We start from the raw sequence: 17,523 nt of genomic DNA on the forward strand, positions 1-17,523 counted from the left end.
TGGTAGAAGTACACGAAGGCGAAGGGGGCGTCGGACTGCGCAATCAGCTGCTTGCCGTAGCCGTTGCGCACGATGGCCGACGACATGAAGAAGCCCGGCAGATGCCCCGGTGGAACCGTCGGACAGCCGCCGGTACCACCGGCCCGATGCCGATGCCCCGCCCCGCGCCCGCGATTGCAGGGCGGAATCCAGGCGCTGGATAAACGTGGGGGCCGGCGTGAGCCCCCAGTCGCGGATGCCGCGCGGGTCACCGGGCTGAGCCATTTTCAGGGGCTTATCAATCTGGTCGGCAATGCCTTCGTGCTGCATGCTGGCCATTATTTCCAGCAGCCCCTCATCGTCGGGGGCAATGGGGCCGAAATCGCGGCTGGACTGGAGCTGGTGGTATATTTCGTGGCCTTCCATCAGGCCGCGCTTCACCTCATTGGCATCGAGCACGGCGCGCAGGCTGTAGAATATTCCCTCTGCCTGGGAGGTAGCATCATTGCCCAGGGCCTCGTAGTAGATATTGAGGTTGGATACCCGTTTGCGGGCCGCCGGGGGCAGCTGCTGGTAGGCGTACTGGTACATCAGGTCGAGGGCAGAGGTGTTTTGGGCGAGGCTGGCCACGTAGCGGCGGCAATCGGGCTCGCGCTCCTTATAGTCGTTCACCATCAGGTAGTACCACACCTTGGCTTGCAGCTTGGCCTGGCGCAGCGAGTCGTAGCGCGGCATGTACACCACTTCGATGGCCCGGCGGTAGCGCATCAAATCGGCGGCGGAGTAGATGCCGCGCACGTAAATCTTATTGCCCGGAATCTCCAGGAATTCCTGCTACGCCTGGTCGATGAGGGGGCGGTTTTACCGCAGCCCGTCGGTTATTTCCCAGTACCGAGTCACGGCGTCGGTGTTGATGGTTTGGGCGCGGGCGGCGAAGGCAGCCAGCAGCAAGCCCAAACAAAAGCCTATGCGGCGTAGCAACAGCAGCATAAAAAGGATGGAAAGGATGTGAAGCAGGCCCTAAAGATGGGGATGCCGTTCGAAAAAGCAAACCGCCACTTACCAACCCGCCGCGAACTCCGCTCGCCACTGCTTGTTCTTACCGACCTTTGCCCCCACTTATGGACCCCACCACTTCCGCCCCCAAAACCGGCCAGGTCTTCGACTGGGCCGTGCTGCGCCGCCTGCTCGGCTACGTGCGCCCCTATCGGCGCGTCTTCATCGGCCTCATTGTGCTCACCGTAGCCACAGCCGTGCTGGGTACGCTGCGGCCCTTCCTCATTCAGCGCATGGTCGATGTGAGCATCGAGCAGGGCGATATGAAGAGCCTGAACTTCATGTTTATGCTGCTGCTGGTGCTGCTGGTGGCCCACGCCGGCGTGAGCTACCTACAGACGTACTACGGCGGCTGGCTGGGCCAGTACATCGTGCGCGATATCCGCACCGACCTCTATCAGCACCTGCTCAGTCTCAAGCTTAAGTTTTTTGACCAGACGCCCATTGGTGTGCTCGTAACCCGCAACATTTCCGACGTGGAAACCCTGTCCGACGTATTCAGCGAGGGTCTGGCGGCCATGGTGGGCGACATTCTGCAGCTGCTTTTCATCATGGCCTTCATGTTTTACATCGACTGGCGGCTCACGCTCATCAGCCTGTCGGTGATTCCGCCGCTGCTGTTCAGCACGTACGTGTTCAAGGAGAAAATCAAGGGCTCGTTTCAGGATGTGCGCACGGCCGTGGCCAAGCTCAACTCCTTCGTGCAGGAGCACCTCACGGGCATGAACGTGGTCCAGATTTTCAACAACGAGGAGCGCGAGTTCCGCAAGTTCGAAGCCATCAACAAGGAGCACACCGATGCCAACATCCGCTCGGTGCTCTACTACAGCATCTACTTTCCGGTGGCCGAGGTGCTGGGCGCTATCGGAGTGGGCCTGCTGGTGTGGTACGCCGCCCAGGGCCAGATTGAGGGCTCGATTTCGAAGGGTGCCCTCATCGCCTTCATTATGTACAACGCACTGTTTTTCCGCCCCATCCGGCAGATTGCCGACCGGTTCAACACCCTGCAGCTGGGCCTGGTGAGCACCGAGCGCCTGCTCAAGCTGCTCGACAACCAGGACATCATCGCCACCACCGGCACCTACGCCCCCGCCGAGCTGCGGGGCGATGTGGAGTTCAAGCACGTCAAATTCGCTTACAACGAGCCCGACTGGGTGCTCAAGGACATCAGCTTCCACGTCAAGCCCGGCCAGACCATTGCCTTCGTGGGAGCCACCGGCGCGGGCAAAACCAGTATTATTAACCTGCTCAGCCGCTTCTACGATATTCAGGAAGGTAACATACTGATTGATGGCCGCGACCTGCGCGACTACGACCTGAGCCTGCTGCGCCGCCAGATTGGCGTGGTCCTCCAGGATGTGTTCCTCTTTGCCGGCAGCATCCGCGACAACATCACCCTCGGCAACCAGACCATCACCGACCAGCAAATCTGGGAAGCGGCCGACCTCGTGGGGGCCCGCCGCTTCATTGAGCGCCTGCCCAACGGCCTCGGCTATCCCGTGATGGAGCGCGGCGCCACGCTCTCGGTGGGCCAGCGCCAGCTCATCAGCTTCGTGCGGGCCATGGTGTACCAGCCCCACATCATCGTGCTCGACGAAGCCACATCCTCCGTCGATTCCGAAACCGAGGAATTGATTCAGGAAGCCATCGAAAAGCTGATGCAGGGCCGCACCTCGCTCGTCATCGCCCACCGCCTGAGCACGATTCAGAAAGCCGATAAAATCATCGTCCTCGACAAGGGCGAAATCAAGGAAACCGGCACCCACGAAGAGCTCCTGCGCATTGAGGGCGGCTACTACGCCCAGCTCTACCGCATGCAGTACGTGGTGGCTAGCAGTGACTGAGTAAGTGAGCAGATGAGTAAGTGAGTAAAGTGGCCCGGCACCGCTTTACTTACTCATCTACTCACTTACCCATTTACCCATTTACTCACTTACTCATGCGCTACCTCTTCCTCGCCATCATCCTGCTCACGCTCATCGCGGCCAGCACCTACGCCTACCTCGGCGGCACCCGCGAGCCTAAAATCACCCTCGAAACCACCGCTGTGCCGCTGTATCTGGCCGGCCAGCCCTTCCACGGCAAGGTTACCGGCGATTCCTTCGGCAACCTGTTCCGCCAGGCCAAGGATGCCCAGATACGCCTGCACGGCGACCTCGCCAACCTTTACCTCAACGACCCCGAAACGGCCCACGACACCATTCAGGCCTTCATCGGCCTGGCCCTGCCCGATACCACCCAAGCCCTGCCCGCCGGCTTCCGCTACCGCGTGGTGCCGGCCGGGCAGCGTATCCTAGCCGCCCGCCTCACGGGCGTGAGCTACCTGCTGGCCCCCAACAAGCTCTACCCCGCCGCTTTCGAGGCCGTGAAAAAACAGAAGCTGACGCAGCGCGGCGACTTCTACCTGGAGCGTTTCGGGGCCAACGAGGAGTCGGAAGTGTGGGTGGGCGTGAAGTAGCAGCAGGCATCGGCACCACGGGCCACAAAAAAGCCTTCCGGCCAATGGGCCGGAAGGCTTTTTGCTGTTGCAAACACCTCCGTTTAGCGGCCGAAGTAGTAAGTGCCACCGAACTGCAGCTGGCTCAGGCCGAAACTCGCGCCAAAATCGGTGGTAACTGGCTCCCCGCTAGTAGGTGTTTCCTTTAGCCGGCTGTAGGCCAAGCTGCCTACGGTGGCACTAATACCCAGCTTCGGAACAGGGAAGTAAATAGTGCCCGGCGTCAGACTGGCATAATACCCCTTCTGCTTTGTTTCACCAGAATTCATGTTTCCAGCCGGCCCATAAATGTAGGTGGTGCGATTGTACTGATAGCCGCCTCCGAGGGTACCTACCAGCCCAAACTGGTCAGTCAGCATTTTGCAGTACTGCACATAGGCACCGCTCCGGAAAGTTGTATTAGGGGCAAGGTCCGAGAGATTATTCGAAAAGGTGCTGTTATAAGTGTTTTTAGTGGCCGTATAGCCCAGGCTCAGGCCCACAGCCAGATTGTCGGCCACGAAATAGCCCACCGAGGGCGCAATCTGGAATTGGCTATTCACCGATTCGCTGCTTAAGTTGGAGCCCGTCACCTAAGCATTGGTGGTATGCCGGTAGTATCCCACGCTGCCCCCGAGCGACACGGTGCCAGCCGGAATAGCAGTTTGGGCGTGCGCTGCCGTGGCGGTGCCACCCAGCAAGGCAAGCAGTAGAAGGTTGTTTTTCATGGAAAAGAAGGAGGAAAAAGTGGGGATAAAATGATGGAAAGCGCCGAAACGCGCTTAAGCTGCATTCCGGTATGTATATGAGCAAAAAAAGGCCCTCTCCAGCAATGGAGAGGGCCTTTTCATTCTCGGGTCGGGGTGGCAGGATTCGAACCTACGGCCTCGTCGTCCCGAACGACGCGCGCTACCGGGCTGCGCTACACCCCGAAAGCAGGCCGATGGGGCGGCCTGTTTCTATTTCCAATATTAAGCGGCCGAAAAAAGCCTCCGAACCCGAGAGTTCGAAGGCTTTATAAGAGCGGCTGCTCTTCCGTCGGAGTGGCAGGATTCGAACCTACGACCTCCAGCACCCCATGCTGGCGCGATACCAGGCTACGCTACACCCCGTTTGGTATTGGAGCGACAAAGGTAAGATTATTTTTGATTCATGTGCAAGCTCTGCGAAAATAAAGTTTTGCCCACAGTGGCCTGTAGCCGGTTTTTGGAGCGGTTTTGGCCCAAGCGGTTTCATAATTGCTTAGCTTTACGCAAGCCAATTTACCCCATCTTGTTCTTATCCTACTTATGAAAAAGTTATTACTACTTGTGTTGGCCAGCACGTTGGCTTCGGCGGCGGCGCAGGCCCAGGCCCCGACATTCGCCAGCCCGGCTACGGCCGTTGCTGCCCCCGCCAAAGAAGAAGCAATTTTGCCCAGCGGCGTAATAGCAGCCCCTCCGGCAGCTCCCGCTGCCTCAGCGCCGACAGCCGAGGGCACGGGCCGCATCGCGCTGGCCCCCGAAACCCCGCCCGCTAACCCCAACGCCATTAAGGTGAAAGCCGATGCCGTAGCCGGCCATCTCACCGTGAAAACCGACAATCCCGGCCCCACCCGCGTGGAAGTGACCGATACGGGCGGCCGCCCCGTCATCACCCACACCATGATGAATGGCCAGACCCCGGCCGTGCTCAACGTGAGCCAGCTGCCGGCCGGGGCCTACATCGTGCGCTGCACGGCGTATGAGAAAACCGGCATGCGCCGCGTCATGATTGGGCAGTAGCCCAAGCCTACTCTACCCTACTATTTTTAGTAGTTGATTTCGAGCAAGTTGTCTCGTAGTGCAGTTTAGCAGCGTTTCAACCAGGCGGGCCAACGGGTCATCGGGCCGGGTTAGCGGACGGGTGAGTTGGCGGAGGAGGTTGAGGCCGTGACGAGCCAGGCTGGCGGCCCGGTAGCCGTGCTTCTTGCGGGCAATGAGGTGGCGGCCGCCGTGGGCGGCTGCGCCCACGCCCAGGCAGAAGGCGTAGGCCAGGCTGACGAGGGCCACGAGTTTGCGCAGCTTTTGCAAGCAGCGCAAGTGGGTGGCTTCCAGGTTGAAACCCCGGCCTTTCAGGTTTTGGAAGCACTGCTCAATCGTCCACCGCTTGGCGTAGCGTTGCTCGAGGTGGTTCAGACCGGCCGTGGCAAACAGGTAGACGAACTCGCCCGCCGCCACGGCCTTGACCCAGGCCTGTCCCCAGACCCCGTCGACCTGTACGTGGGCAAAGCGGCGCACCTGCCCCGGCACCAGGCCCAGGTCGGCCACGGCCTGCCGGCGGCCGTCGGCGTGGGTCAGGCAGTGGTGCTTGGGCACGCGCATGACAAAATTCAGTCCGTTGTCTTTGAGCCACTTGAACCACGCATGGCCGACAAATTCCCGGTCGCCCACGACCAGGCCGATGCGGTCTTTCCCCAGCAAAGCCACGCACTTTTCGAGCACCGCGATGCGGTCGGCGGCGTTGGAGTTGCCGCTGCGGTTGTCGAGCAGCTGCCAGTAGAGCGGCACGTGGACCTCGCCCGTGCCGACGGTGACGAGCAGCACGTTGACCTGGCACTGGCCGAAGTCCCACTCCGTGCGGTCCAGGCACAAACGCAGCTTGCCCTGCGCAGGCAACAAACTAAGCAAAAGCCTGGCCACCAGCATGTAATTGAGGTCGACTTCGCGGAAAAAGTCCTGAATGCGCGTTTCGGTCGAGGCGGGCTTAGCGGCGTCGTTGAGGTGCTGGGCCACTTCGCCAAATTGCACGTTGCGGCTCTTTATCAGGCCAATAATGAACTGGCCCACAAACTTTTGGCGAGATAAGTGGCCCACAAACGGGGCCTGTTGCAAAAGCGTCGTAATTTTGGCAGCGAAGTGTTGCTTCACGGGGCAGAACGGGTTTTTGGTGGTTGGAACCCCAAAGGTCGGGCTGCCCCCTTTTTATGCCCTAAAATTTAGTAGGGTAGAGTAGCCCAAGCCCACACCCTCGCCAGCCAATAAACCAAACGGCCGCCCTGCTCAGCAAGGCGGCCGTTTGGTTTATTGGCTGGCATTTCTTTTAGCCCAACGGCTCCAGCAGGTCCCACTTGTTACCGTACAGGTCTTCGAATACGGCTACGTGGCCGTACACCTCGCTGCGCGGGGTTTCGAGAAAGTGCAGGCCGCGGGCCTGCAGCACCGGGTGGTCGCGCCAGAAGTCGTCGGTGTGCAGAAACAGCCAGACGCGGCCGGCCCCCTGCCGGCCCACGGCTTGTTTTTCTTCGTCGGTTTTGGCTTCGGCCAGCAGCAGGCTGCAGCCGGCGGGGCCGGGCGGCGCTATCACTACCCAGCGCTTGCCGTCGCCCATATCGAGGTCGGAGGCGAGCATGAAGCCCAGCACGATGGTGTAGAAGGCAATGGCTTCGTCGTATTCACGAACGAGCAGGGTGACGTGGGCGATGTGTTGGTTCATAAGCAGTAGCGCGGACTTTTAGTCCGCGAGTGAGATGGTTGGATTCGCGGACTAAAAGTCCGCGCTACATCGCTACGCTTCTTCGGTTTGGAGCTGTCGGTCGTAGAGGGCGCGGTAGAGGCCGGTGGTGTCAGCCATGAGGGCATCATGGGTGCCGTGCTGCACGATGATGCCATCGTCGAGCACCAGGATTTCATTGGCCAGCTTCACCGACGAAACGCGGTGCGAGATAATGAGGCTGGTGCGCGCCGCCATAATGCGCTGGAGGCTGCCGAGGATGGCATTTTCCGTCTTAGTATCGACGGCGGAAAGCGAGTCATCCAGAATCAGAATTTTGGGCTCCTTTACCAAGGCGCGGGCCATGCTCACGCGCTGCTTCTGGCCGCCCGAGAGCGTGATGCCCCGCTCGCCCACTTTGGTATCGAAGCCCTCGGGGAAGGCGCGGATATTCTCGTACACGTCAGCATCCTTCGCGGCTTGCAGCATGCGGGCCTCGTTGGGCTCATCGAGGCCGAAGTTGATGTTGTTGCGGATGCTGTCGGAGAACAGGAACACGTCCTGTGGCACGTAGCCAATCTGGCCGCGCAGGGCGCGCAGCGAGTAGTCGCGCACATCGGTACCATCAATTTTGATGTTGCCAGCCGACACGTCGTAGAGGCGGCAGAGCAGCGCGGCCACGGTGGTTTTGCCCGAGCCGGTATTGCCAATAACGGCCAGCGTCTGGCCCGGCTTCACGCGGAAGCTGACGTTTTTCAGGGCCTGGATGCCGGTATCGGGGTAGGTGAAGGACACGTTTTCGAACACGATATCGCCTTCCAATTCTCGCTGCACGTTCTGGCGCGAGATGATGTCGGTTTTCTGGTCCAGAAACTCGTTGATGCGGGCCTGCGAGGCCTCGGCCCGCTGCACCAGCGACGACGTCCAGCCCAGCGCCGTAACCGGCCAGGTGAGCAGGTTCACGTAAATCAGGAACTCGGCGATGGTGCCCGTGGTGATGGTGCCGCGAATAACCTCCTGCCCGCCTACCCACACCGTGATGAGCGTGCTCAGGCCAATGAGAAACAGGATGAGCGGAAAAAACAGCGAGTTCACGAAGTTCAGGCTCAGCGACTTTTCCTTGTACTCGTTGCTGGCGGCGGAGAATTGCGCGTGCGAATCCTGCTCGCGCACAAAGGATTTCAATACCCGAATTCCCGAGAAAGCCTCCTGCACGAAGGTAGTCATGCCCGACAGCGCCCGCTGGATTTCGTCGGACTTGCGCTCAATCAGGTTGTTAACATAGAAGATGCTGACTGACAGTACCGGCAGCGGCAGCAGCGTGTAGAGCGTCAGCTTCACGTTCACCATGAGCATGAGCGGCACGATGAGCAGGAACAGCAGCACCAGCTGCAGGAAATACATAATGGCCGGCCCGAGATACATGCGCACCCGGCTCACGTCCTCACTGATGCGCGACATCAAATCGCCGGTGCTGTGGCGGCGGTAGAAGCTGAGCGGTAGCGACTGGTAGTGCTGGTAAATCTGGTTCTTCTGGTCGTTCTCAATGTGGCGCGACATCACGATGAGCGTCTGGCGCATGAAGAACAGGAAGATGCCCCGCAGCAGGGCCAGCACAATGATGAGCACCCCGTAGAACAGCACATTACGCCCAAAAAGCTGGTACACGCTGCTCTGGGCCTGCGTACCGGCGTAGAGATGGTAGAGGTCGATGCCCTCGTTCACCAAATCGAAGGCGTAGCGCACCAGCTGAGCCGGAAAAATGGCCAGCAAGGTACTCAGTGCTACGAACAGCAGCCCGGCGAGGAAATGCCACTTGTAGCGAAAGATGAAGGGGTTAACGGCGTTGAGAGCGCGCACGGGCAAGGATTGAAAGGGGCCGGTTCAGGAAAATAGCGGTACTTTTGCGGCTTGAAACGTAAAGTCAATGGTCAATCCGAACGTCATGCTGAGCTTGTCGAAGCATCTCTACCGCAATAGTAATTATTTACTTACGCGATAGAGATGCTTCGACAAGCTCAGCATGACGTTCGGGTTTTTCCGTATAGCTAGAACGCAACAAAGTTACGCCGTACTGTTCTCACCCATCCATCCCACAATTCCCACCAACCTTCAATTCATTTCCCATGATTGAAACCCAGATTGTCGCCCCCGAGTCGATTTTCGGCCAGATTGCCGAGCATCAGCACGAGCAAATCGTGTATTGCCACGACCACGAGACTGGCCTCAAGGCCATTATCGGCATTCACAATACCGTGCTCGGGCCTGCCCTCGGCGGCACGCGCATGTGGCACTACGCTTCCGATGCCGAAGCCTTGAACGATGTGCTGCGCCTCTCGCGCGGCATGACCTACAAGGCCGCCATCTCGGGCCTGAACCTGGGCGGCGGCAAGGCCGTCATCATCGGCGACGCCGCCACGCTGAAGACCGAAGCCCTGCTGCGCAAGTTTGGCCGCTTCGTGAAGAACCTGAACGGCAAGTACATCACGGCCGAGGATGTGAACATGACCACCAAGGACATGGAGTACATCCGCATGGAAACCAAGCACGTCGCCGGCCTGCCCGAGAGCATGGGCGGCAGCGGCGACCCCTCGCCGGTGACGGCCTACGGCGTGTACATGGGCATGAAAGCCGCCGCCAAAAAGGCATTTGGCTCCGAGAGCCTGGCTGGTAAGCGCATCGGCGTGCAGGGCACGGGCCACGTGGGCACCTACCTGCTGGAGCACCTGCAGAAAGAGGGCGCCAAGCTCATCGTAACCGATTACTACGAAGACCGCGCCCTGGACGCGGCCAACCGCTTCGGCGCTACCGCCGTGGGCCTCGATGCCATCTACGACCAGGAAATGGACATTTACTCGCCCTGCGCGCTGGGTGCCACCCTCAACGACGACACCATTCCGCGCCTGAAGGCTCGCGTGGTGGCCGGCTGCGCCAACAACCAACTCAAAAACGAAAACCAGCACGGCCCCGAGCTGGTGCGCCGCGGCATCGTGTATGCCCCCGACTTCCTCATCAACGCCGGCGGCCTCATCAACGTGTATTCCGAAGTAACCGGCGGCAGCCGCCAGGGTGCCCTCACCCAAACCGAAAAAATCTACGATTTCACCCTCCAGGTGTTGGCCAAGGCCGACGAAGAAGGCACGCACCCGCAAGCCGCCGCCATCCGGCAGGCTAAGGAGCGCATTGCCAACGTGGGCCGGGTGAAGTCGACATATTAAGAAGAACGTCATGCTGAGCGCAGCCGAAGCATCTCGCTCGCTTCGTTGCAATCATTATTGATTACTGCTGCACACGAGATGCTTCGGCTGCGCTCAACATGACGTTTTTTTTCCGACTACTGATTACCTAATACTGATTACCAGACCAATATGCTCAACCGCCGCCTCCTCCGTATCAAAGTCATGCAGTCGCTCTACTCCTACCACCAGGCGGTGGGAGCCGATTTGATGCTGGCACAGGACCGCATCGCGGCTGCTTTCGAGCCCGACCTGACGGCCAAAGAGGCCCCCGACCGCCGCCAGCTGGAAGGCCAGCGCAAGATGGGCGAAGCCCAGCTGCGCGACTGGTACCGCACCGGCACAATGCCCGAAAAGACGGACGATAAAGCCGTGGACAAGGCCGTGACCGATGCCATCAACTCCTTCCAGAACCAGGTGAAGAAGGACGGCGAGTTCTACGGCGGGCAGCTGCTGGTGGGTGCCGAAAGCATCCACGACCAGTACCTGCACCTGCTGAACCTGCCCGCCGCTTTGCTCGGCGTGATTGAGGAGGAGCAGAGCCGCGAGGGACGCCGCCGCCTCGGCCCCCGCGAGGATGCCCAGGATGCTACCCGCCTGCACCGTAACATGTCTATTGCCAAGCTGATGGCCAACGAGCAACTCCAGACTCAGACCATCCGGCGCAAGCTGGCCTGGGAGGGCAATGAGGAGCTCGAAGCCCTGCGCGCTGCCTGGGAGGAGATGAAGGCCGACGAAACCGTGCGGGCTTACCTCAACGGCAAGGACATCGACCAGCCCGAGATGGACTACGACACGGACCTTGAAATCCTGCGTCATATCTATAAGGACTTCGTGTTTAAAGGCGAAGCGCTACCGCGCCAGCTCGAATCCGACGACCTGAACTGGGAGGAAAACCGGCCCATCGTGCGCAACCTGGTGCTGAAGACGCTGAAAATGCTGCCCTTCGCCGCCGAGCCCACGCAGGAGCTCATGAACCTCTCGGCCAACTGGGCCGACGACCGCGAGTTTGCCGAAACCCTCTATAAGCAAACGCTCATCGAGGACGACAAGATGGAGAAGCTCATCGCCGGCTCGGTGCAGAACTGGGATGTGGAGCGCGTGGCGTTGCTCGATAAAATAATCCTGAAAATGGCGCTGACCGAGATGCAGCTGTTTCGCGGCATTCCAGTGAAAGTCACTATCAACGAGTACATTGAAATCAGCAAGCTCTACAGCACGCCCAAGAGCAAGCAATTTGTGAACGGCATTCTGGACAAGCTGGCGACGGATTTGGCCGCCAGCGGCGACATTCGTAAATCGGGCCGCGGCCTGCTGGATAACCAATAGCACAGCAATGCGGGTTTCAGCCGGCAGTGTCAACCCACAGGCCTGACCTGAACCACGTACTGAAGCCCGCACTACGCTACTTTTGCATCTACGGCCCCGCGTTTCTGCGTAGGCAATACTGAAAACACTCTCACCCCTCTTCCCTAACCCAACGACCATGGCCAGCAAAACCACCACCGGCATCCTGTGCTTCGCGGGCGGCGCCCTCACCGGCGCGGCCCTTGGCTTGCTCTATGCCCCCGAACCCGGCACCGAAACCCGCTCCTGGCTCAGCTACCAGCTCGAAAAGTACCGCTCGGTACTCGCCGACCTCACCGACAGCCTCGTAACCAGCCGCGAAGGCATTGGCCAGTCTACCGCTAAAAGCGAAGGTCAGCGCGTGATTTCCGATGCCAAATCGAAAGCCGAACAGCTGCTCGGCGATGTTGACCAGCTCATCAACCAGATTAACTCCCGCAAAGGCGCTTAATTTTTTTTACGGGTGCCTAAGTGATTGACGGAATGGGAGAATGAGTGACCGGCCGATGAAAATTCAGTCTTCACTCATTCACTCATTCCGTTCTTTGCTTTCTCATTCAGTCATTTATTACCAATTACGATGCACCTAGTAACCCTTATTCCCGGCGACGGCATAGGCCCCGAAATCACAAAAGCAGTAACCGCTATTTTTGCTGCCGCCCAGGTGCCCATCGAGTGGGAGGAGCAGAACGCCGGCCAGACCACGTTCGACCAGTCGGGCGAGCTGATTCCGAATTCTTTGCTCAAGTCACTGGAAAAGAATAAGGTGGCCCTCAAAGGCCCGATTACTACGCCCGTGGGCAAGGGCTTCCGTAGCATCAACGTGACGCTGCGCCAGAAGTACGACCTTTACCAGAACGTGCGACCCAGCAAAACCACGGCCGGCATTCATACCCGCTACGAGGGCATCGACCTCGTGCTGTTTCGCGAAAATACCGAGGGCCTGTACTCGGGCCTCGAAGTATGGGATGAGCGCCTCGGCATTGCCGATGCCATTGCCCGCGTCACGGTGGAAGGCTCGCGCAAAATCTGCCGCGCCGCCTTCGCCTACGCCGCCAAGCACGGCCGCAAAAAGGTGACGCTGGCCCACAAAGCCAACATCATTAAAATGGCCGGTACGCTGATGCTCAACGCCTGCAAAGAGGCCAGCAATGAGTTTCCACAAATTGTGTTCGAGGACAAAATCATCGACAACATGTGCATGCAGCTCGTGAACAAGCCCGAGCAGTTCGACGTGATTGTGACCACCAACCTATTCGGCGACCTGCTGTCCGACCTCTGCGCCGGCCTGGTGGGCGGCCTGGGCGTGGTAGCCGGCGCCAACATCGGCGACAACATGGCCATTTTTGAGGCGGTACACGGCTCGGCCCCCGACATTGCCGGCCAAGGCAAAGCCAACCCCACGGCCCTGCTCCGCTCGGCCATTATGATGCTGCACCACCTCGGCGAGCACGCCAAGGCGGAACAAATAGACAAAGCCTTGGAAGCCACCCTCATGAACCAGGAAGAGTGCACTGGTGACCTCGGCGGCAAAGCCAGCACCAGCCAGTTCGCCCAAAGCATTATCGACAAACTGTAATTTTTGGTTATCGTGCTTCATAGGCCCAGCATGACAACCAACTTTAGATTTTCTATGAAACAGTACCTGATTCTGGCCGCCGCCTTATCCTTGGCAGCCTGCAACCGCGACAAAGCCCCCGAAGCGGGCACTGCTGGCATCAACGCCGCCGCAACCGTGGAAACCGACGCGGCTAACCCCACCGTGGACAACCCCAACGTGGTGAGCGACAACGAAACGCCCAACCCCAACGCCCCGGTGATGAAATTTGCCGAAGCCGAGTTTGACTTCGGCGACATTCAGCCCGATTCCAAAGTTCACCACACGTTTACCTTTACCAACACCGGCAAGTCGCCGCTGCTGATTGAAGATGCTACCGCTTCCTGCGGCTGCACCACGCCCAGCTGGACCAAGGAGCCCGTGGCTCCCGGGGCCGAAGGCAAGATGGAAGTGCAGTTTGATAGCCGGGGCAAGCAGGGCATCATCAGCAAGCAGGTAGCGATACGGGCCAACACCCAGCCCGGCATCACCACCCTGCTCATCAAAGGCAACGTACTCACTCCCAAGGCTAATTAGCCATCCACGCTTTTCATTCAAACGCCATGTTTCTGACTTTTTTACTGAAAGCGGCCGGTGGGGCCGACTACGCCCAGCCGCTGTTTCTGCTGATTGCCGCTGGCGTCTTCTATTTTTTTATGATTCGGCCGCAACAGAAGCGGGCCACCGATGCCAAAACCTTCCGCCAGTCGCTGGCTAAGGGTTCGCGCATTGTCACTATCGGTGGCCTGCACGGGCTGGTGGTGGAGCTCACCGACGACACCGTGGTGGTGGAGGTGGACCGAGGCACCAAGCTGCGCTTCGACCGCTCGGCCATTGCCCGCGAAGTAGGCAACAAAGCCAACACCGGCACTGGAGCCGACACCATCGGGGCCGCTTAACTCATGGACGGGCCGCTGAATCGGGCAGGCTGGCTGCTGCGCTGGTTCGTGCGGCCCTTTGCGGGCCAGGAGCCCAGCTTTTACCGGGCCATCACGGCCTGCCTGCTCGCGGCGGGCCTGTTCTGGCAAATGAATGCCCTGAACAAAACCTACACCACCCGCCTGAACTACCCACTGGCCTGGCACTACGACTCGGTGCACTACGTGCCAATGCGGTCCTTACCGACGGCACTACCCGTCACGGTTACGGGCCAGGGCTGGCGACTGCTGCGGGCCAACCTGGGCTGGGGCACCCACCCCGCCGACCTGCGCCCCGTGCCACTGCCCGGCACCCGCTACCTGCCCGCCACCGCCTGGCGCCGGGGCCTGCAAAACGCGCTGGAAGGCGTGCAGATAACCGAGTGGGCCGGCGATACCCTGCGCCTCACCTTCGACCGCTATGCCAGCCGCCGGCTGCCGCTGGCCCTGCCTCCCGACTCGGCCAGGCGCTACAGGGCCAGCTTCACGCCCGCCATGGTTACGTTTCGGGGGCCGGCCAGCCTAGTGCAGGCGCTGCCCAACCCCTACCCCATTGCACCGCCCCAGGCTTCGGCCCCAGGCAAGGCGGAGGAAGTAGAGGTTGAGGCCATTGTGGTTACGCCGGCCCGCATCCGAGCGTCTGTGCCCACGGTGCAGCTACGCCAGACGCGGCGATAGTTTCAGCTGCTTGTTCACATAAATCTCAGTTTTCCTCATGCTACGCATCGGCATCACCGGCGGAATCGGCTCGGGCAAAAGCATTGTCAGCCGCTTGTTTCATGCGCTGGGCGTGCCCATCTACGATGCCGATACGCGCGCCCGCTGGGTGATGGAAAACGATGCGCAACTACGGGCGCAGCTCATCGCCGCCTTCGGCCCTGCTACGTATGATGCCGCCGGCCGCCTCAACCGGCCCGTGCTGGCCGGCACCGTGTTCAACAACCCGGGGCTGCTGGCCCAGCTCAATGGCTTGGTGCATCCGCACGTAGGCACCGATTTTGAGCGATGGGCCGTAGCACAGGCACGGGCCGGCCACGCCTACGTGCTAAAAGAAGCCGCACTGCTGTTTGAGGCCGGCTCCTACAAGCAGCTCGACCGCGTCATCACCGTATTTGCGCCGCTGGCGGTGCGGGCGGCCCGCGTACTGCGCCGCGACCCGCACCGCTCGGCCGCCGATGTGCAGGCCATCATGGCCAAGCAGCTTAGCGAGGAGGAGAAAATGGCACGGGCCGACTACGTGCTCACCAACGACGATGTGCTGCCCCTGCTGCCGCAGGTGCTGGCCCTGCACGCAGCCTTCGGGGTTCGGCCAGCCACCCTATAAATAAAGAAAGGCTACCTCTTGCGAGGCAGCCTTGTCCTTCGGACGCTGGTAGCTTAGATGCGGGCGGAGTAATCCTCCAGGGTATCAATCACTTTCAGGAGCTGGGGCACCGCCAGCGAATAATAAATCTTCGTGCCGACTTTGCTGGACTTCAACACGCCCCGGTCTTTGAGGGTGATGAGGTGCTGCGAGGCAATGGCTTGGGGCAAGTCGAGGGCCTGGTAAATATCGGTCACCGACATTTGGCTGTCTTTGCCCTTTGTCTTCCCTAGTAGGTCCACAATGGCAAGCCGCTTAGGATGAGATAGAACCTTGAGCATAGCCGCGGCGCGGTCCAACTGTTGCGCTTCTACACGCGAATGCAATGGTTTCATGAAATCGATAAAAAGTGAAGGGAGAAGTGGAAGAGTAGAATAAGTGCAATACAGTAGTACTACATATGTAGTTCCGAACCATTACGCAAAATAGGGATAAAGGGGTTTGTTATTCCTAAAATACTATAATATTTATTCATTTTTATTTCTTGCTGAAATGCTATTTCCGACGTCCACCCACTTCGGGGGCGGGCGCTACCTTTGCGGGTCTGCTTATTGGCAGATTCTTTCACTATTCCCACCCTATGCTTGACCTCCTCACCAAGTTTGAAAACAAGCGCCCCGAAATCGTCTTCGAATGGAAAGACGCCGAAACCGAAGCCGAAGGCTGGGTCGTTATCAACTCCTTGCGGGGCGGAGCCGCCGGCGGTGGCACCCGCATGCGCAAGGGCCTGGATAAGCGCGAAGTAGAAAGCCTGGCCAAAACGATGGAGGTCAAGTTCACGGTATCCGGGCCGGCCATTGGCGGGGCCAAGTCAGGCATCAACTTCGACCCGCAGGACCCCCGCAAGCGCGGCGTGCTGGAGCGCTGGTACCGCGCCGTGTTCCCGCTGCTAAAAAATTATTATGGCACCGGCGGCGACCTAAACGTGGATGAGATTCACGAAGTCATCGCCATTACCGAGGAATACGGCCTCTGGCACCCGCAGGAAGGCGTGGTGAACGGCCACTACCACGCCACCGAGCCCCAGAAAATTCAGAAGCTCGGCCAACTCCGCCAAGGCGTTATCAAGGTGGTGGAAGATGCCACCTTCTCGCCCAATCTGGCCCGCAAGTACACCGTGGCCGACCTCATCACCGGCTACGGCGTGGCCGAGGGCGTGCGTCACTACTACCGCCTCTGGCCCGGCACCGAGCTGCGCGGGCAGCGTGCCATCATCCAGGGCTGGGGCAATGTGGGCGCGGCGGCGGCCTATTACCTGGCCGGCCAGGGCGTGCGCATTGTGGGCATTATCGACCGGGCCGGCGGGCTGCTGAACGCCGAGGGCTTCGGGCTGGAAGAAATCCGGGCGCTGCTGCTGGCCCGCCAGGGCAATGCGCTCACGACCGACAACTTGCTCTCCTTCGAGGAAGTGAACGAGAAAGTGTGGTCCATGGGGGCCGATATTTTTATTCCAGCCGCTTCGTCGCGCCTCGTGGCGCGTGGGCAGGTAGAGCAGCTACTGGCCGGCGGCCTCAAGGTGATTAGCTGCGGGGCCAACGTGCCGTTTGCCGACCCCGAGATTTTCTTCGGCCCCACCGGCGTCTTTGCCGACGAGCGCACGGCCGTTATCCCCGATTTTATTGCCAACTGCGGCATGGCCCGCGTGTTTGCTTACCTCATGGAAACCGGCGCCGAAATCACCGACCAAGCCATTTTTGCCGATACGTCGCGCATCATCGGCGCGGCCCTGGAGCGCACCCACGCCGAGAACGCACAGCCCACCGGCATTGCGCAGCGCTCGTTCGAAATGGCACTGCGCCAGCTGGTATAGGGTTATTTGGTGCTATCCAATTCGTCAGGCTGCGCTGCGCTGTGCCTGACGAATTGGATAGCACCAAATCCTTTCAACCCACAGCATTTTTATTTGATAACAATTCGATAACTTTGACGCCCTACTTTTGGTCGCCCCGCATCCGGGGCGATTTTGCTTTTGAAGGAATTCCCAATTGAATAATATGTCTACAATCAAAAAAGCTAAGACCAGCAAAACCAAACTCTCCGACGACATGCTGAATGCCGGCAGCGGCAAGACCATCACGCAACCCAACGTCAACGACGACAAG

19 protein-coding genes, 2 tRNA genes and 1 pseudogene are annotated in these 17,523 nt (G+C 59.7%); 12 read left to right on the forward strand and 10 right to left on the reverse strand.

Annotation, left to right across the window (positions count from 1 at the left end; translation table 11 throughout):
- Positions 1 to 35 precede the first annotated feature (35 nt).
- Together KQ659_RS00075 and KQ659_RS21335 are read right to left on the reverse strand one after the other, a co-directional pair.
- Positions 36 to 777, reverse strand: a pseudogene (locus KQ659_RS00075) (DUF5700 domain-containing putative Zn-dependent protease); the annotation flags it as partial.
- Positions 778 to 840: 63 nt separating this feature from the next.
- Complete coding sequence (locus KQ659_RS21335) at positions 841 to 969, reverse strand: hypothetical protein (protein WP_262905462.1); 129 nt, start codon at positions 967 to 969, stop codon at positions 841 to 843.
- A gap of 131 nt (positions 970 to 1,100) precedes the next feature.
- Between KQ659_RS21335 and KQ659_RS00080 the strand changes: the two genes are divergently transcribed.
- Complete coding sequence (locus tag KQ659_RS00080) at positions 1,101 to 2,879, forward strand: ABC transporter ATP-binding protein (protein WP_216679370.1); 1,779 nt, start codon at positions 1,101 to 1,103, stop codon at positions 2,877 to 2,879.
- A gap of 95 nt (positions 2,880 to 2,974) precedes the next feature.
- Positions 2,975 to 3,493: a hypothetical protein gene (locus tag KQ659_RS00085; RefSeq protein WP_216679369.1), complete on the forward strand. Its 519-nt coding sequence runs from the start codon at positions 2,975 to 2,977 to the stop codon at positions 3,491 to 3,493.
- Positions 3,494 to 3,576: 83 nt separating this feature from the next.
- Here the strand turns inward: KQ659_RS00085 and KQ659_RS00090 are convergent, their stop codons facing one another.
- The 4 genes from KQ659_RS00090 to KQ659_RS00100 form a co-directional block, all read right to left on the reverse strand.
- Positions 3,577 to 4,074 (reverse strand): hypothetical protein, encoded by a 498-nt coding sequence (locus KQ659_RS00090; protein ID WP_216679368.1) that lies wholly within the window; start codon positions 4,072 to 4,074, stop codon positions 3,577 to 3,579.
- Positions 4,075 to 4,104: 30 nt separating this feature from the next.
- A complete protein-coding gene (locus KQ659_RS21340; RefSeq protein WP_262898291.1) occupies positions 4,105 to 4,239 on the reverse strand; it encodes a hypothetical protein in 135 nt (44 codons plus the stop codon).
- 130 nt (positions 4,240 to 4,369) lie between these two features.
- A tRNA-Pro gene (locus tag KQ659_RS00095) sits at positions 4,370 to 4,443 on the reverse strand.
- Between the two features lie 106 nt (positions 4,444 to 4,549).
- Positions 4,550 to 4,623 (reverse strand) — tRNA-Pro (locus KQ659_RS00100).
- Between the two features lie 177 nt (positions 4,624 to 4,800).
- On the opposite strand from KQ659_RS00100, the gene KQ659_RS00105 reads away from it, so the two are divergent.
- Positions 4,801 to 5,274, forward strand: coding sequence for a T9SS type A sorting domain-containing protein (locus KQ659_RS00105; protein WP_216679367.1), 474 nt, complete (start codon positions 4,801 to 4,803; stop codon positions 5,272 to 5,274).
- 12 nt (positions 5,275 to 5,286) lie between these two features.
- Here KQ659_RS00105 and KQ659_RS00110 read toward each other — a convergent pair whose 3' ends face one another.
- The 3 genes from KQ659_RS00110 to KQ659_RS00120 form a co-directional block, all read right to left on the reverse strand.
- Positions 5,287 to 6,399 (reverse strand): IS4 family transposase, encoded by a 1,113-nt coding sequence (locus KQ659_RS00110; RefSeq protein WP_216690477.1) that lies wholly within the window; start codon positions 6,397 to 6,399, stop codon positions 5,287 to 5,289.
- A 172-nt stretch (positions 6,400 to 6,571) separates the two neighbouring features.
- Positions 6,572 to 6,964 carry a VOC family protein gene (locus KQ659_RS00115; protein WP_216679364.1) on the reverse strand — a complete coding sequence of 131 codons (393 nt, stop codon included), beginning with the start codon at positions 6,962 to 6,964 and terminating at the stop codon, positions 6,572 to 6,574.
- A 72-nt stretch (positions 6,965 to 7,036) separates the two neighbouring features.
- The gene (locus KQ659_RS00120) at positions 7,037 to 8,821 is read right to left on the reverse strand and encodes an ABC transporter ATP-binding protein (RefSeq protein ID WP_216679363.1); all 1,785 of its coding nucleotides are present in this window, start codon (positions 8,819 to 8,821) and stop codon (positions 7,037 to 7,039) included.
- Between the two features lie 266 nt (positions 8,822 to 9,087).
- Between KQ659_RS00120 and KQ659_RS00125 the strand changes: the two genes are divergently transcribed.
- From KQ659_RS00125 to coaE, 8 genes are all read left to right on the forward strand, one after another.
- On the forward strand, positions 9,088 to 10,179 hold the full coding sequence (locus tag KQ659_RS00125; protein WP_216679362.1) for a Glu/Leu/Phe/Val dehydrogenase dimerization domain-containing protein: 1,092 nt from the start codon (positions 9,088 to 9,090) through the stop codon (positions 10,177 to 10,179).
- A gap of 150 nt (positions 10,180 to 10,329) precedes the next feature.
- Positions 10,330 to 11,526, forward strand: a complete 1,197-nt coding sequence (gene nusB, locus KQ659_RS00130) for a transcription antitermination factor NusB (RefSeq protein WP_216679361.1) — start codon at positions 10,330 to 10,332, stop codon at positions 11,524 to 11,526.
- Positions 11,527 to 11,683: 157 nt separating this feature from the next.
- Positions 11,684 to 11,995, forward strand: a complete 312-nt coding sequence (locus KQ659_RS00135) for a YtxH domain-containing protein (protein ID WP_216679360.1) — start codon at positions 11,684 to 11,686, stop codon at positions 11,993 to 11,995.
- Positions 11,996 to 12,124: 129 nt separating this feature from the next.
- Positions 12,125 to 13,123 carry an isocitrate/isopropylmalate dehydrogenase family protein gene (locus KQ659_RS00140; RefSeq protein ID WP_216679359.1) on the forward strand — a complete coding sequence of 333 codons (999 nt, stop codon included), beginning with the start codon at positions 12,125 to 12,127 and terminating at the stop codon, positions 13,121 to 13,123.
- Between the two features lie 54 nt (positions 13,124 to 13,177).
- Entirely contained in the window at positions 13,178 to 13,678 is a 501-nt protein-coding gene (locus tag KQ659_RS00145) for a DUF1573 domain-containing protein (protein ID WP_216679358.1), read from the forward strand.
- Between the two features lie 26 nt (positions 13,679 to 13,704).
- Complete coding sequence (gene yajC / locus KQ659_RS00150; protein ID WP_168671715.1) at positions 13,705 to 14,040, forward strand: preprotein translocase subunit YajC; 336 nt, start codon at positions 13,705 to 13,707, stop codon at positions 14,038 to 14,040.
- A 3-nt stretch (positions 14,041 to 14,043) separates the two neighbouring features.
- The gene (locus KQ659_RS00155) at positions 14,044 to 14,736 is read left to right on the forward strand and encodes a YbbR-like domain-containing protein (protein ID WP_216685649.1); all 693 of its coding nucleotides are present in this window, start codon (positions 14,044 to 14,046) and stop codon (positions 14,734 to 14,736) included.
- 37 nt (positions 14,737 to 14,773) lie between these two features.
- Positions 14,774 to 15,382, forward strand: a complete 609-nt coding sequence (gene coaE, locus KQ659_RS00160) for a dephospho-CoA kinase (RefSeq protein WP_216690476.1) — start codon at positions 14,774 to 14,776, stop codon at positions 15,380 to 15,382.
- A 53-nt stretch (positions 15,383 to 15,435) separates the two neighbouring features.
- Here coaE and KQ659_RS00165 read toward each other — a convergent pair whose 3' ends face one another.
- Positions 15,436 to 15,756: an ArsR/SmtB family transcription factor gene (locus tag KQ659_RS00165; protein WP_216679355.1), complete on the reverse strand. Its 321-nt coding sequence runs from the start codon at positions 15,754 to 15,756 to the stop codon at positions 15,436 to 15,438.
- 245 nt (positions 15,757 to 16,001) lie between these two features.
- Between KQ659_RS00165 and KQ659_RS00170 the strand changes: the two genes are divergently transcribed.
- On the forward strand, positions 16,002 to 17,231 hold the full coding sequence (locus KQ659_RS00170; RefSeq protein WP_216679354.1) for a Glu/Leu/Phe/Val dehydrogenase dimerization domain-containing protein: 1,230 nt from the start codon (positions 16,002 to 16,004) through the stop codon (positions 17,229 to 17,231).
- The last annotated feature ends 292 nt before the right edge of the window (positions 17,232 to 17,523 follow it).

It is taken from the genome of Hymenobacter siberiensis, from assembly GCF_018967865.2.
Classification (GTDB): domain Bacteria; phylum Bacteroidota; class Bacteroidia; order Cytophagales; family Hymenobacteraceae; genus Hymenobacter; species Hymenobacter siberiensis.

Coding starts and splice junctions, on each gene's coding strand:
- KQ659_RS21335 (WP_262905462.1), bottom strand. CDS start 969: ATGCTGCTGTTGCTACGCCGCATAGGCTTTTGTTTGGGCTTGCTGCTG.
- KQ659_RS00080 (WP_216679370.1), top strand. CDS start 1,101: ATGGACCCCACCACTTCCGCCCCCAAAACCGGCCAGGTCTTCGACTGG.
- KQ659_RS00085 (WP_216679369.1), top strand. CDS start 2,975: ATGCGCTACCTCTTCCTCGCCATCATCCTGCTCACGCTCATCGCGGCC.
- KQ659_RS21340 (WP_262898291.1), bottom strand. CDS start 4,239: ATGAAAAACAACCTTCTACTGCTTGCCTTGCTGGGTGGCACCGCCACG.
- KQ659_RS00105 (WP_216679367.1), top strand. CDS start 4,801: ATGAAAAAGTTATTACTACTTGTGTTGGCCAGCACGTTGGCTTCGGCG.
- KQ659_RS00115 (WP_216679364.1), bottom strand. CDS start 6,964: ATGAACCAACACATCGCCCACGTCACCCTGCTCGTTCGTGAATACGAC.
- KQ659_RS00125 (WP_216679362.1), top strand. CDS start 9,088: ATGATTGAAACCCAGATTGTCGCCCCCGAGTCGATTTTCGGCCAGATT.
- nusB (WP_216679361.1), top strand. CDS start 10,330: ATGCTCAACCGCCGCCTCCTCCGTATCAAAGTCATGCAGTCGCTCTAC.
- KQ659_RS00135 (WP_216679360.1), top strand. CDS start 11,684: ATGGCCAGCAAAACCACCACCGGCATCCTGTGCTTCGCGGGCGGCGCC.
- KQ659_RS00140 (WP_216679359.1), top strand. CDS start 12,125: ATGCACCTAGTAACCCTTATTCCCGGCGACGGCATAGGCCCCGAAATC.
- KQ659_RS00145 (WP_216679358.1), top strand. CDS start 13,178: ATGAAACAGTACCTGATTCTGGCCGCCGCCTTATCCTTGGCAGCCTGC.
- yajC (WP_168671715.1), top strand. CDS start 13,705: ATGTTTCTGACTTTTTTACTGAAAGCGGCCGGTGGGGCCGACTACGCC.
- KQ659_RS00155 (WP_216685649.1), top strand. CDS start 14,044: ATGGACGGGCCGCTGAATCGGGCAGGCTGGCTGCTGCGCTGGTTCGTG.
- coaE (WP_216690476.1), top strand. CDS start 14,774: ATGCTACGCATCGGCATCACCGGCGGAATCGGCTCGGGCAAAAGCATT.
- KQ659_RS00165 (WP_216679355.1), bottom strand. CDS start 15,756: ATGAAACCATTGCATTCGCGTGTAGAAGCGCAACAGTTGGACCGCGCC.
- KQ659_RS00170 (WP_216679354.1), top strand. CDS start 16,002: ATGCTTGACCTCCTCACCAAGTTTGAAAACAAGCGCCCCGAAATCGTC.